This window comes from Rhodococcus sp. NPDC078407 (assembly GCF_044542515.1).
In the GTDB taxonomy this organism is placed as follows: Bacteria; Actinomycetota; Actinomycetes; order Mycobacteriales; family Mycobacteriaceae; genus Rhodococcoides.
Genome location: NZ_JBITUQ010000005.1, coordinates 53,539 through 66,982, shown reverse-complemented (window position 1 = coordinate 66,982; position 13,444 = coordinate 53,539). Strand labels below are relative to the sequence as shown.

Below are 13,444 nucleotides of genomic sequence, written 5' to 3'. Positions count from 1 at the left end.
ATCGATCCGACACTGCGGTGACTCACAGCGCGTCGGACTCGTCGAGTTCCAGTGCCAATTCCATGCACCGCAGGCGCGCAGCAGAAAAGTCGTACGGCATCATCTGGACGGCATCGGTGAGGCTCGTCGACCCGCACGCAAGCCCGTCCGAGGGACCGGGGTGCACCTCGTCCCAGGTGTCGAACCGAGCGTCGTCGGCCTGCGCCAGTTCGGAACTCTCGATGACCGCGCGGAGGGTGGTCTCGAAGGCGTGCCGTTCGGCCGCCACCTCCGCTACCCGCGGGTCGTCGACGGCAACCGTGTCGTCGAGCGCCTCCTCGGCGGCATCGACACGGTCGGAATGCTCTCGCAGGTCCGGCCGGGCGGCCAGCGCGATGAATCGTGACGCCTGTACCGACGCGCCGAGCGCGCCGAAGATTCGCTCGGTCACGAGCAGAGTATCGAGGTCGTCCTGCCGCAGCAGGGTCCCCTCACGCAGGTCTGCGAGGCGGTCGCCGACAATATCGGAGAGCAGGCCCACCCTGCTTCCCTTTTCGCGCATACGCTGCACTGCGATCCGCTGCCGCGCGAGTTCGGCCTGCCGAACGGCGATGGAGCCCTCCAGCAACTCGAGGATGCGCGCGACGTCGCCGTCGGCCGTTCCGGCCGCGTCCGCGAAGGCCTTGCGGATATCTTCCAGGGCGATGCCGGCGTCGGCCATCCGTCGGATCCACAACAGCCGGATCATTTCGTCATAGCCGTAGCGCCGGCGATCGTCGCTCCCCCGCTCCGGTTCCGGCAACAGGCCGATCTGATGGTAGTGGCGGATCGCTCGCGGCGTGGCGCCCACGAAGGCGGCTGCACCCCCGATAGTGACGTGGCGCGGCGGGGTGAAGGACGAGAACATGTGCGGAGCCTTCCTCGGTGGGCGGGATACGTCCACTGCACCACATGACGCTACGGAAGGTGCAACTCCGCACCTCCTGCATGTCCGAGAAACCACTGTCCGCCGGCAAGCCTCAGGAATCGCGATAAATCCATCCTTGCAACAGGTTTCGACTTCGCGTGAAACGTTTCGAATGCCTGCACTAGAGCGCAAAACTGAGCCGAAACCAGGTGACATTGCCGCGACAGATCGGGTCATCGGCAAAACCATCCGCGTGGACTGATGGACTTGTGCCGTATGCGTCTAGTTTGTGATGACCTGTGACATTTTGTCACGAAGAACCATGTCACGCGAGGGGTTCCTTACTCCTATGAACGTGCTCTGAAAGTACAAATTCTTTTCGACGTACGATTTTTGTGACAACGCGCATGATCCGCACCTCAGCGAGGCCGTTGTACATCCGCGAGCGTCCACCCCGTACCTCGCAGCTCATCGAAATACGCTGTGTCGCAGACAAGAATGGATCCATACGGACTCTGGTGCCCCCAGTCGGACTCGAACCGACACTGTGCGGATTTTAAGTCCGCTGCCTCTGCCAATTGGGCTATAGGGGCCGTACTGCCTAAATCTTGATCGACATCGCGATACCGTCGAGGATGTCGTGCTCACTGACCGTCAGAGAGCTTACGGCACCGCGTCTTTCGAATTCCTCGGCCAGCACGCTGCACACAATTGCACCGCCGCCGATGACGTCGACCCGTCCGGGATGCATGGGGCCCAACGCACTTCGCTGCGTGTGAGTCATGCCGATGAGTCGCTCGCACACCTCGAAGAGCTGATCGAAGGGCACCCGCGACAGATGCACCGCATCCGCGTCGTACTCGGGTAGTTCCTTGGCGATGGCCGCGATGGTCGTCATCGTGCCGGCCACGCCCACCCAGCTCGACGCGTCACCGATCGACACTTCCTCGAACGCCTCCGCCAACTTCTCGCGGGCGTACTCACGCGCACCGTTGATCTCGTCCGCGGTGGGCGGGTCCGAGTGCAGAAAGCGTTCCGTCAAACGTACGCAGCCGATGTTCGCAGAGAACGCCGCCTTCACGCCTTTTGCGTCGCCCAGCACGAGCTCGGTGGAACCGCCACCCAGGTCGACCACCAGGAAAGGCCCTGCAGCAGAGTCGAGTTCGCCGACAGCACCGGCGAAGGACAGCCGCGCTTCCTCGTCGCCGGTGATCACCTCGGCCTCGGCACCGGGAATGACCTTGCCGAGCACCTCACGCACCATCGAGAAAAAATCCTCGCGGTTCGACGCATCCCGCGTGGCGGATGTGGCAACCATCCGTACTGCGGTGGCCCCGGTCTTGCGAATGATCTCCGCGTACTCGACCAGTGCCACTCGCGTGCGCTCGATAGCCTCGGGAACGAAGGCTCCCGTCGCGTCGACGCCTTGGCCGAGCCGCACCACTCGCATCTCACGGGAGACGTCAGCGAGCGACTTACCGTTGTTGTCGGCGACGAGCAGGCGGATGGAGTTGGTGCCGCAATCTATTGCTGCAACCCTGGTCATTGTTTCTCCGCACGTAGTTCTTCGATGGTCGGCCAATCGGCCGGAATTGCTTTGCCGCGCAACGAGTTCTCAGCGGCGAGGGCCACCGACTCGTCGCCGAGCGGGTTGACGCCCGGGCCCTTGGCCAACGAGTGTGCGATCAACACGTGCAGGCACTTGACCCGATCGGGCATACCGCCGCCGGTGAAATCCGTTCCAAGAGATTCGATCTCGTCACGCTCGGCCAGGTACGACTGATGTGCGCGCAGGTATGCCGCAGCCAATTCGGGATCGGTGCCGAGACGCTCGGTCATCTTTCGCATCACGCCGGCCGATTCCTGACGACTGGCCTCGGCCGTCAACCGCGGGTCCGTCAGATAGAACAGGGTGGGAAAAGGCGTACCGTCGGGCAGCTTGGGAGCAGTTTTCACCACGCCCGGCCTTCCGTCCGGAGATCGATACGCGATCTCGAGTACGCCACGCGGTTCACGTCCGAGCTGCGATGCGACCGCATCGAGATCTTCCTGCGAGACTGCCGAGGAATTCACCCGACCGGTCCTCCTTCTGGTTGTGGCACCGGCGGCGGTGCCGGTGCGGGTTCTGGCTGCACGACGGGCATCGGCGCGGACGTGGGCTCCGACGGCTCGTCCGACCCCTGCGGCTGCACCGCGGTGTTCCACAGGTCGGAGTACCACGGGCCCGTCGGCGCTGCGTCGGGTGTGAGTTCTTCTGGAACCTTGCCGAAGTCGCCGGGCAACTGCACCTGGTAGGGCGTCTCCCCCGGCATCACGAACCGAAGCCGCTCACGCGCATCGGCTGCGATGCGGGACGGTTCGTCGAGTTGCGACTTCTCGGTCTGGAGCCTGTTCACGTCGTTCTCCAAGGCCCGTCGCTCGGCAAGCACCGAGTCGAGTTCGCTGCGCTGGGAGAAGTAGGTGCGCAGTGGTACCGCCAGCGTCAGCGCCAGCGCGCACACCACGATGCCGAGAATGACGGCTCGTCCGGTGGACAGTCCGAAGAATGTCCGCTCGGGCATGGTCGGCCTTCGAATACCGACGCGCCGGGGAGCAGCCTTGCCGCCGACCACTGCGTCGCGCACCTGCTCGGAAGGCTCCGGCGGAGTGGCCTGCCGGCCGGAGGCGTTCTCATCGCGAGAAACGCCCCCGGCTTTCGGCCTACCCGAGGTGGAGGACCGGCCGCGAGGTCGGGGATCACGTCCACCTGGACTGGTCCCGGACCTTCCGCGCCGTGCCATCATTGTTCTCCACTTCGTGCGATACGTGCCTGCGTGCTATCCCTCGTAATTGAACCGGGGGAAAGACAACTCGCCGGCGTAACGCGCCGCGTCGCCCAGAGCTTCTTCGATACGCAGCAACTGGTTGTACTTGGCCACGCGCTCGCTTCGAGCCGGGGCACCGGTCTTGATCTGGCCGCTGCCAACGGCAACTGCCAGGTCAGCGATGGTGGTGTCCTCGGTCTCACCGGACCGGTGGCTCATCATCGTCTTGTAACCGTTGCGATGCGCGAGATCGACTGCATCGAGGGTCTCGGTGAGCGTGCCGATCTGGTTGACCTTCACCAGAAGCGCATTGGCCGCACCCTTGACGATGCCGTCTTCGAGACGCTCGGGGTTGGTGACGAACAAGTCGTCGCCGACGAGCTGAACCTTGTCGCCGATCGACTCGGTGAGTGCAACCCAGCCGTCCCAGTCGTTCTCGTCGAGCGGATCCTCGATGGAAACGAGCGGGTAGGCATCGACGAGCTCGCCGTAGAACGCCGACATCTCCTCGGCCGACTTCGTCTCACGCTCGAATGCGTAGCCGGTACCCGCGGTGTAGAACTCGGTGGCTGCCACGTCGAGTGCGAGCGCCACGTCCTGGCCGGGCTTCAGACCCGTCTTGGCGATGGCCTCGAGGATCAAGTCGAGGGCTGCTTTGGTGCCGGCGAGGTCGGGGGCAAAACCACCCTCGTCGCCGAGTCCGGTGGACAGGCCCTTGGCCTTGAGCACGGACTTGAGCGCGTGGTAGACCTCCGCGCCCCAGCGCAGCGACTCCTTGAACGTGGGCGCACCGATGGGCGCGATCATGAATTCCTGCACGTCGACGCCACTGTCCGCGTGTGCGCCACCGTTGATGATGTTCATCATCGGCACGGGAAGAATGTGCGCGTTCGGGCCGCCGAGGTAACGGAACAGCTCCAGACCCGTGGACTCGGCAGCGGCCTTGGCGACGGCGAGCGAGACACCCAGCAGGGAGTTCGCGCCGAGACGAGACTTGTCGGGAGTGCCGTCGAGATCGAGCAGAGCCTGATCGACGGTGCGCTGTTCGATGGCGTCGAGACCGATGACTGCCGGTGCGATCTCGTCCAGGACCGCGTTCACGGCCTTCTCGACGCCCTTGCCGCCGTAGCGGTCTCCGCCGTCACGAAGCTCGACGGCCTCGTGCTCACCGGTGGATGCGCCGGAGGGAACTTGCGCACGGGTCAATGTCCCGTCGTCCAATGCGACCTCGACCTCAACCGTGGGGTTGCCACGGGAATCGAGGATCTCGCGAGCTCCGACCTGCTCAATGATGGCCACGAATGCTTCTCCTAGTAACGGGGACCGGCGGACTGTGCCGGGTGCAAGACTAGCCGCTGTTGCATGGTGCCCGCGATGCACGGAGTTTCTACGGCCTGGTGCCCACCGAGTACGCCGCCGCTCCATCGCGCACGTCGCGCAGATACTGACCCGAAAGGTTGTAGGCCATCAACGCTGTCTCCCACCCCTGCGCGGTCCGCAGATCACCGCCGCGGGCACACAGATAACGCGCCGCGGTCAATGCCGCGTCGTCGATGTTGTCGGGATCGGCACGGCCGTCACCGTTGGCGTCGACTCCCCATTTCTTCCACGTCTCGGGAATGAACTGCATGGGCCCCATCGCGCGGTCGAACTCGGTGTCTCCGTCCATGACTCCGCCGTCGGTGTCCGGAATCTCGGCGACGCCGGGTCCTCCGTCGAGTGGGATTCCCCGAATCGGCGGCGAGACGAGCCCGTCGGGCTGCACCGACGAGCCCTGATAGGTGCCGTGCCGACTTTCGATGTAGCCGATGCCCGCCAGCGTCGTCCAGGTGATTCCGCAGTCGGTGTCGGTCTCGGTCATGATCGCGGCAGCGTGCCCGTATGACGCGAGGGCCGTCACCGAGATGCCCAGCGCGTCGGTCTGCGGTTCGGCCCAGGCGAGCAAAAGGTCCGCCGTCCGGCCGGGCGCGTTGAACTCGATGATGGGCACCTCGGTGCCGGGCCCGGGCGGGATGCCCTCGGGAATTTCACGCTTCGGCTCACCGCCACCGCATGCCGTGAGCGCGAGGAGGACCGACGCTGTGGCAAGCACGCAGATTCGGGAGATCACCTCACCATCCTGCACACGCTAGGTAATAGAAAGCTAAAGACCGATAAAAACCCTGCTCTCCGTGCGTTCGTACCGGGTTGCAGGGTGTATGTTTCTGTCAACCTTCACGCATGAGGGTCGCCTACCCTTCCAGAGGGAAGGCGAACCAATGTTCGACGCATCTCAGGAGCATCAGCCTTGTCTGTCTTGGCCGCCGCAGGATCTGCGCCGTCGATCACCACCCAGTTGTTCGGCAGTGGCTTGATCGGCCTCCGCGAAGGTCTCGAAACGGGCATCGTCGTGATGATCCTCGTCGCGTTTCTCGTCAAGGCAGACCGCCGCGACGCCCTCAAATGGGTGTGGTTGGGCGTCGGCGCGGCCGTCGCGATGGTCGCCGCGATCTTCTTCGTCATCCACTACGGCACGTCGACCGTCACCGGACTCACCGCCGAAATCATCGCGGGAGCGGCGTCGCTGGTCGCCGTCGTCATCGTGACCGCAATGGTGTTGTGGATGCGGACCGCCGCCAAGAACATCTCCGGCGAGCTGCGCGCGAGTATGGAGAAAGCGTTGACCGTCGGGCCCGCCGCAGTGCTGACGCTCTCGTTCTTCGCCGTCGGCCGCGAGGGCGTCGAAACCGCATTGCTCATGGTCGGCTACGCCGAGAACACCAACGGCAGCCTGTGGCCCTTGCTCGGCCTGCTCCTCGGGATCGTCGTCGCGGCCGTGCTGACGGTGTTCCTGTACTTCGGGGCCGTCCGCATCAACTTCGCGGTGTTCTTCAAGTACACCGGCATCTTCCTCATCGTGGTCGCCGCAGGCATCCTCGCCTACGGAATCCGCGCCCTGCAGATCGGCGGAGTGTTCCCCGGCGGCAGCGCCGTGGCGTTCGACATCACCGATCATTTCGATGCCTCGAGCTGGTACGGCACCGTGCTAGCCGGCATCTTCAACTTCCGGCCCGAACCCACTGTCTTCCAGGCAATTGCGTGGGTGCTCTACATCGTCGTCGTGTTGTTCCTCTTCCTCCGCCCGGTCCGCGTTCCCGCGGCTCCCGAGCCTGTACTGCAGAACTCCTGAAAGGCACCACCATCATGCGTCGCTCCACCTTCGCTCTCGCCGCGGTCGCGGTTCTACCCGTAGTACTTACCGGATGCACCGAAAAGTCCTCCACCGAAGCCGCTTCGGGCGATATCGCCGTTACAGCGGCCGACTCGTCCTGCGAGGTGAGCGCATCCGAGGGCACCACCGGTAACTCGACGTTCCAGATCACCAACAACGGCAGCAAAGTCACCGAGTTCTACGTCTACGGTGAGGGCGATCGCGTCATGGGTGAGGTCGAGAACATCGGACCCGGCCTGACGCGTCAGCTCATCGTCGCTCTGCCCGACCCCGGCACCTACCAAACCGCCTGCAAGGCAGGCATGGTCGGCGACGGCATCCGCGCCGATTACGTCGTCACCGGCGACTCGGTTCGCACAGCGGACGACGACGGCCTCCTCACCGAAGCTGCTGCCGGCTACAAGCGTTACGTCGTCAGCCAGATCGACGCATTGCAAGACACCACGGCCTCGTTCGTGACCGCCGTCAAGAGCGGAGACGTCGAAGCGGCCAAGGCCCAATTCCCCATCACGCGCAGCTATTACGAGCGTATCGAGCCCGTGGCCGAGAGCTTCCCCGACGACCTCGACCCGCGCATCGACCTACGTGAGCCCGATGTCGAGCCCGGTGCGGAATGGACCGGCTTCCACCGCATCGAGAAGGACCTGTGGACGCAGGGATTGCAGCCCGACACGAACGCGATGGCCGATCAGCTCGAGGCCGACATCACCGAACTGGCCGAGCAGATCAAGGCCGAAGACTTCACCATCGACCCGATCCAAGTTGCCGGTGGCGCACAAGGATTACTCGACGAGGTCGCCAAGACCAAGATCAGCGGTGAAGAGGACTTCTTCTCGCACACCGACCTGTGGGACTTCCAGGCCAACGTCGACGGCTCGCAGGCAGCCATCGCCGCGGTACGTCCCATCCTCGACGAGCGCAATGCCGAACTCGGTACCGCGATCGATGCTCGCTTCGCAGAACTCGACGCCGAACTGGCCAAGTACCGCAGCGGCGACGGCTTCGTCTTCTACGACACCGTGACCGAACCCCAGCGACAGGAACTGTCGAACAAGATCGACGCATTGTCCGCCGAAGTGAGTCAGGTGCAGGGTGTCGTTGCCGGACAATAAGACTGGGCACTTCTCCCGGCGACGCCTGTTCGGTGCCGTCGGAACCGGTGCAGCGCTCGTCGGAGTCGGAGCCCTCGCAGGGCATGCGACGGCCTCCGGAGCAGAGGTACCTACTTCGGACGTCGTCGATTTTCGCGGAGACCACCAGGCCGGAATCGTCACCCCGGCGCAGGATCGCATGCACTTCGTGGCCTTCGACATCACCACCGATTCGCGCGAGGATTTCGTTGCGCTGCTGAAGAAGTGGACCCTGATGGCCGAGCGTTTGGTGCGCGGTGAAGAGACCTTCGACGGCGGCGCGATCGACGGCGGCGAGTACAACGTGCCGTCGGATACCGGCGAAGCACTCGGCCTGACGGCGTCGTCGTTGACGTTGACGATCGGTTTCGGACCGTCGATGTTCGATCGATTCGACCTGGCCTCGAAAAGACCTGCATCGCTTGCCGATCTGCAGCATTTTCCGGCGGACAACCTCGATCCCCGACGTTCCGGCGGCGACCTGTGCATCCAGGCCTGCGCCGACGACCCCCAGGTTGCCGTACATGCGATTCGCAACCTCGCTCGCGTCGGGTTCGGCACGGTGTCGGTCAAGTGGTCGCAACTCGGCTTCGGTCGAACGTCGTCCACCTCGACCACCCAAGCGACTCCGCGAAACCTGTTCGGGTTCAAGGACGGCACGGCGAACCTCAAGGCCGAGGACCCGTCGCTGCTGGACGAGAACGTGTGGGTCGCTTCCGATGACGATCAGGACTGGATGGCCGGCGGCTCCTACCTCGTTGCCCGTCGAATCCGCATGTTGATCGAATCGTGGGACCGCACCACGCTGAAAGAACAAGAGCGAGTGATCGGGCGCAGCAAAGGAACCGGTGCGCCGCTGGGGCAGAAAGACGAGTTCGATGCACTCGACTTCGAATCCCAGGGGCCCGAGGGCACCTTCATCGACAAGACCGCACACGTGCGTCTGGCGTCGAAGGAAAACCTCGGCGGCGTCCAACTCCTGCGTCGGGGCTACAACTTCACCGACGGGTCCGACGGCTTCGGACACCTGGACGCCGGACTGTTCTTCATCGCCTTCTGCCGCGACCCACTGACACAGTTCGTCCCGATGCAATTGGCACTCTCCCGCAAGGATGCACTGAACGAATACATCCAGCACGTGGGTTCTGCGGTATTCGCCTGCCCACCGGGCGTCGGAGAATCCGAATACTGGGGTTCGACGCTGTTCGAGTAGGCCCGCCTGACCGTCCCCCGTCCGCGCACCCCCCGTCCGCGTGAATGGACCCTTGCATACGTCTCGGCGGTGCAATGGTTCATCCACGCGGAAGCGCGGCCCGCGTGGATGGCGCACTGCATACGTCTGACCGATGCAAGGGTCCATTGACGCGGGCGGGCGGTGAGTGTGCGAACCCGGCTCGGTCCATACGTCGTACATCTTCGTCATCGACTTCGGGAGCACACATGGGACAGCTGGTTCGGGTACAGAATTTCACCATTTCGAGCGACGGAATCGCTGCGGGGCCGGATCAGAGCGTCGAGAGTCCGTTCGGTCTCGACCATCTGGCACTGATGAAGTGGTACTTCGGCACCGCCAGCTTCCCGGGAAACGCCGGTTCGGGCGGTAGCCGCGGTCTCGACGACCAGTTCGCGCGCGACTTCTCCCACAACATCGGTGCCGAAATCATGGGCCGAAACAAGTTCGGGCCCCAACGCGGACCGTGGACCGACCACGAATGGCAGGGCTGGTGGGGCGAGGAGCCGCCGTTTCACACCCCCGTCTTCGTACTCACCCACCACCAGCGGCCGTCGATCACTCTCTCCGACACCACGTTTCACTTCGTCCACGGCGAGCCAGCTGAGGTGCTGGAGCAGGCACTGGAGGCGGCCGACGGTAAGGACGTGCGACTCGGCGGCGGGGTGACCAGTATTCGAGAATTCCTCGACGCCGACCTCGTCGACACCATGCACATCGTCGTCGCACCCATCGAATTCGGTGCGGGCCTGAAGCTGTGGGATTCACCCGACGAGTTGAACGACAGATTCGAGCACGAGGCGATCCCCAGCAGCAGCGGCGTCACGCATCACCTGTTCTGGCGCAGATTACCGGCGAGTCAGGCGGTATCGGCGTCGGAAGGGAAATCCGACGCCGACATTCCGAGATGCTCGATGTGATAGACGGCCTCGTCGAGCAGCATTGCGACGTGGTTGTCGTACAGCCGATAGATGACACTGCGGCCCGATCGTGTACCGGTGACCAGTCCCATGGCGCGTAGCAGACGGAGCTGATGCGATACGGCCGACTGTTCCATCTCGACGGCCTCGGCCAGATCGTTGACCCCGCTCGGCCCCTGGCGGAGCTGGGTCAGAATGCGCAGCCTGCTCGGTGTCGCGAGGGCTTGAAGAGTGGCGGCCACCGTGGCAGCCGATTCGGCATCGAGCTGTGCAGGCGGTGTACTGCGTCCCTCGACTCCGTGGCCCATGGAACAACTATAGTTTATGTACACATGTAAAGGTCTTCATGTAATCCTGTACGGTAGGCGCGCACCCTCCGAACGATTGAAGGACGCATGACATCGATCAGTACCGCCCCGGCACCGGCCTCCGTACGCAGATCGACGGGTTCCCGCCGAACCCGTCTCATCGATATCGCCGAAGTCCGATGGGCGTCGGCCGCCACGGCACTCTTCGTCCTCGGCCTCGTTGCGCAGTTGGCGGACGCACCGGTGTGGACGTACTGGGCGCTCTATCTCGCCTGCTACGTCACGGGAGGGTGGGAGCCGGCCCTCGAAGGACTCAGAGCGCTCCGCGAGAGGACCCTCGACGTCGACCTGCTGATGATCGTCGCCGCGCTCGGAGCGGCAGCGATCGGCCAGATCTTCGACGGCGCACTGCTGATCGTCATCTTCGCGACGTCGGGCGCTCTCGAAGCGGTCCTGACTCGGCGCACCGCGGATTCGATTCGAAGTCTGCTCGATCTGACACCCGAAACCGCAATGGTGCTGGACCACAACGGTGACGAAAAGCAGGTCGACGCGTCCGATCTCCGTCCGGGAGACATCGTGATCGTGCGCCCCGGAGAACGCATTTCGGGCGAGGGCACCATCGTCGACGGCACCTCCGACATCGATCAGGCCTCGATCACCGGGGAATCGATCCCCGTCTCCAAGTCCGCCGGTGACGAGGTGTTCGCCGGAACCATCAACGGCACCGGCGCATTGACGATTCGGATCGACGTCGACCCGTCCGAGACGATCATCGCTCGCATCGTCACCATGGTCGAACATGCGTCGGAGACGAAGGCGAAGAAGCAACTCTTCATCGAAAAGGTCGAGCAGTACTACTCCAAGACCATTGTCGTATGCACCGCACTGATATTCGCAGTGCCGATGGCGCTCGGCAACGACCTCCAATCGACGCTGCTGCGCGCGATGACCTTCATGATCGTCGCCTCGCCCTGTGCGGTGGTGCTGGCAACGATGCCGCCCTTGCTCGCGGCCATGGCGACCGCAGGCAGGAACGGTGTGCTGGTCAAATCCGCTGTGGCCATGGAACAACTTCGATCGATCGACACGGTGGCCTTCGACAAGACCGGAACCCTCACGGTGGGAACGCCGCGAGTGGAGTGCATCGACACCCTCGGGGCGTTCGAGGTGAACGAGGTACTTCGCTGGGCGGCTGCAGCGGAGGGCCGAAGCGAGCACCCGATCGGAACTGCCGTCGTCGAGTTCGCCGATCAGCAGGGTATTTCGATACCCACGGCGACGCGCTTCGAGTCGGCCCCCGGTGTGGGAGTCACGGCGACTGTCGACGGCCGAGTCATCACGGTTACCAAACCCGAAGCAGCACAGCATGACACGGAATCGTCAGCCGGACGAATTGCAGCCCGCCGAGAAGCTGAGGGAATGACTGCGATCGTCGTGCACGTCGACGAGGAAGCGATCGCGGTGATCGGACTCGTCGACATCGTCCGCGCCGGAGCCGACACCACGGTCGCGGATCTCGAACGACTGGCCGGCACCCGCGCGGTGCTCCTCACCGGTGACAACGACCGCGTCGCACGAGCAGTGGCAGCGCGCGCCGGGATTGTCGACGTGCGGGCAGGGCTGCTCCCACAGAACAAGGCCGAGGCGGTCACGCAACTGCAGAACGACGGACGCGACCGAGTGATGTTGGTCGGCGACGGCGTCAACGACGCTCCCGCGATGGCCACGGCGGACATCGGCGTCGCCATGGGCAGCCGAGGATCCGATCTCGCACTCGACACGGCCGATGCCGTGCTGATCCGCGACGACCTCGGAGCCCTGGCCTCGGTCGTGGCTCTGTCGAGGCGGGCCCATCGCATCGTCGTAGCGAATCTGGTGATCGCGGCCTCGTTCATCGTGGTGCTCGTGGCGTGGGACCTGATCGGCACACTCCCGTTGCCGATCGGCGTAGCCGGTCACGAAAGCTCCACTGTCATCGTGGCATTGAACGGTATGCGGCTACTGTCCTCACGGGCCTGGAAGCAGAGATGAGGGGTCAGCCCCGCAGACCCCAGTGTTCGATCCAGTCGAGTGCAGACATCTCACCCGGCGCGATACCCGCATTTCGGGCCGACGCCTCCGCGTTGCGAATCAGAGATGCGAAATCCAACACTCGACGCCTCAGCAGGTCCTCGGCACTGTCTCCGCCGTGTGAGTGATCGATCCCGATGTGCACGACGCGCAGGCCCTCCGGAACGAGCTCGTCCGGCAGGCCCGCCTTGGTCGCTCGTCCGATCACCTTCTGCGCCAGGGCAAGTGACGGTTGAGACAGCGCGATGCCGTCGATGCAGGATCCTCGCGCCTTCTCCGACGCCTTCTTCTCTTCCCAGGCTCGTTCTTGTTCGGCGATGTCGATCGGTCCTGCATCCCGGCGACCGAGATGCGGGCTGCGGTGCGTCAGTTTGGCGACGAGTCCCGCTGCGACGTCGTCGATATCGAATGCATCCTCGGCGGCGTCCTGCGCAATCCTGGAATGAAACAGCACCTGCAGCAACAGGTCTCCGAGCTCCTCGCGAAGGTCGTCGAGGTTTCCTGCGGCGATGGCGTCGAGCAGCTCGTACGTTTCTTCCAACAGGTAGCCGCGCAGTGATTCGTGAGTCTGCTGAGCTTCCCAGCCGCCGAGGGTGCGCAGACGGTCCATCAAGTGCACCGCCGCGATGATGTCGTCACCGGCCAGTTTCTCGGCGGCGACGACGCGTTCTCCGCGTGCAATCCGGTCCTGAACGTCGGGGTTGGCCCGGTCGGTACTGACCAGGACGGGGTCGATGGCGTCGGGCGCAGCTGTCCCGGAGAACAGCCATCGCACCTTCACCGGTACCTCTTCGGTGAACTGCACTGCGCCGCCGAGAAATTCGACGGCATCCACCGGTACCTGAGTCGGTCGAACAGGGTCGAGCAGAACTACCGTCACC

Annotated in this window: 13 protein-coding genes and 1 tRNA gene; 5 read left to right on the top strand and 9 right to left on the bottom strand. The window is 64.1% G+C overall.

What is annotated here, in order from left to right; translation table 11 throughout:
• Window positions 1-22 precede the first annotated feature (22 nt).
• The 7 genes from ACIGGF_RS07610 to ACIGGF_RS07580 all read right to left on the bottom strand — a co-directional run bounded on the left by ACIGGF_RS07610 (window position 23) and on the right by ACIGGF_RS07580 (window position 5,800).
• Window positions 23-886 (bottom strand): MerR family transcriptional regulator, encoded by an 864-nt coding sequence (locus tag ACIGGF_RS07610; protein WP_397520779.1) that lies wholly within the window; start codon window positions 884-886, stop codon window positions 23-25.
• A gap of 516 nt (window positions 887-1,402) precedes the next feature.
• Window positions 1,403-1,479 (bottom strand) — tRNA-Leu (locus ACIGGF_RS07605).
• A gap of 8 nt (window positions 1,480-1,487) precedes the next feature.
• The gene (locus tag ACIGGF_RS07600) at window positions 1,488-2,432 is read right to left on the bottom strand and encodes an exopolyphosphatase (RefSeq protein WP_397520778.1); all 945 of its coding nucleotides are present in this window, start codon (window positions 2,430-2,432) and stop codon (window positions 1,488-1,490) included.
• On the bottom strand, window positions 2,429-2,959 hold the full coding sequence (locus ACIGGF_RS07595; protein ID WP_397520777.1) for a DUF501 domain-containing protein: 531 nt from the start codon (window positions 2,957-2,959) through the stop codon (window positions 2,429-2,431). The genes ACIGGF_RS07600 and ACIGGF_RS07595 overlap by 4 nt, the downstream gene beginning before the upstream one ends.
• Complete coding sequence (locus ACIGGF_RS07590) at window positions 2,956-3,510, bottom strand: septum formation initiator family protein (protein ID WP_397520776.1); 555 nt, start codon at window positions 3,508-3,510, stop codon at window positions 2,956-2,958. Before ACIGGF_RS07590 ends, ACIGGF_RS07595 begins: the two co-directional genes overlap by 4 nt.
• Window positions 3,511-3,702: 192 nt before the next feature.
• Window positions 3,703-4,989, bottom strand: a complete 1,287-nt coding sequence (gene eno / locus ACIGGF_RS07585) for a phosphopyruvate hydratase (protein ID WP_397520775.1) — start codon at window positions 4,987-4,989, stop codon at window positions 3,703-3,705.
• Window positions 4,990-5,077: 88 nt separating this feature from the next.
• Window positions 5,078-5,800, bottom strand: coding sequence for a lytic transglycosylase domain-containing protein (locus ACIGGF_RS07580; RefSeq protein ID WP_397520774.1), 723 nt, complete (start codon window positions 5,798-5,800; stop codon window positions 5,078-5,080).
• Window positions 5,801-5,977: 177 nt separating this feature from the next.
• Between ACIGGF_RS07580 and efeU the strand changes: the two genes are divergently transcribed.
• The 4 genes from efeU (at window position 5,978) to ACIGGF_RS07560 (ending at window position 10,182) form a co-directional block, all read left to right on the top strand.
• The gene (gene efeU, locus ACIGGF_RS07575; RefSeq protein WP_397520773.1) at window positions 5,978-6,859 is read left to right on the top strand and encodes an iron uptake transporter permease EfeU; all 882 of its coding nucleotides are present in this window, start codon (window positions 5,978-5,980) and stop codon (window positions 6,857-6,859) included.
• Window positions 6,860-6,873: 14 nt separating this feature from the next.
• Window positions 6,874-8,013 carry an iron uptake system protein EfeO gene (gene efeO, locus ACIGGF_RS07570; protein WP_397520772.1) on the top strand — a complete coding sequence of 380 codons (1,140 nt, stop codon included), beginning with the start codon at window positions 6,874-6,876 and terminating at the stop codon, window positions 8,011-8,013.
• Window positions 7,994-9,244, top strand: coding sequence for an iron uptake transporter deferrochelatase/peroxidase subunit (gene efeB / locus ACIGGF_RS07565; protein ID WP_397520771.1), 1,251 nt, complete (start codon window positions 7,994-7,996; stop codon window positions 9,242-9,244). Before efeO ends, efeB begins: the two co-directional genes overlap by 20 nt.
• A 227-nt stretch (window positions 9,245-9,471) precedes the next feature.
• Entirely contained in the window at window positions 9,472-10,182 is a 711-nt protein-coding gene (locus tag ACIGGF_RS07560; RefSeq protein WP_397520770.1) for a dihydrofolate reductase family protein, read from the top strand.
• Here ACIGGF_RS07560 and ACIGGF_RS07555 read toward each other — a convergent pair.
• Window positions 10,122-10,490 (bottom strand): ArsR/SmtB family transcription factor, encoded by a 369-nt coding sequence (locus ACIGGF_RS07555; RefSeq protein ID WP_397520769.1) that lies wholly within the window; start codon window positions 10,488-10,490, stop codon window positions 10,122-10,124. The genes ACIGGF_RS07560 and ACIGGF_RS07555 overlap by 61 nt on opposite strands.
• 87 nt (window positions 10,491-10,577) lie before the next feature.
• Between ACIGGF_RS07555 and ACIGGF_RS07550 the strand changes: the two genes are divergently transcribed.
• Window positions 10,578-12,524: a heavy metal translocating P-type ATPase gene (locus ACIGGF_RS07550; protein ID WP_397520768.1), complete on the top strand. Its 1,947-nt coding sequence runs from the start codon at window positions 10,578-10,580 to the stop codon at window positions 12,522-12,524.
• A 4-nt stretch (window positions 12,525-12,528) separates the two neighbouring features.
• Here ACIGGF_RS07550 and ACIGGF_RS07545 read toward each other — a convergent pair whose 3' ends face one another.
• A complete protein-coding gene (locus tag ACIGGF_RS07545; protein WP_397520767.1) occupies window positions 12,529-13,443 on the bottom strand; it encodes a MazG family protein in 915 nt (304 codons plus the stop codon).
• Between the last annotated feature and the right edge of the window lies 1 nt (window position 13,444).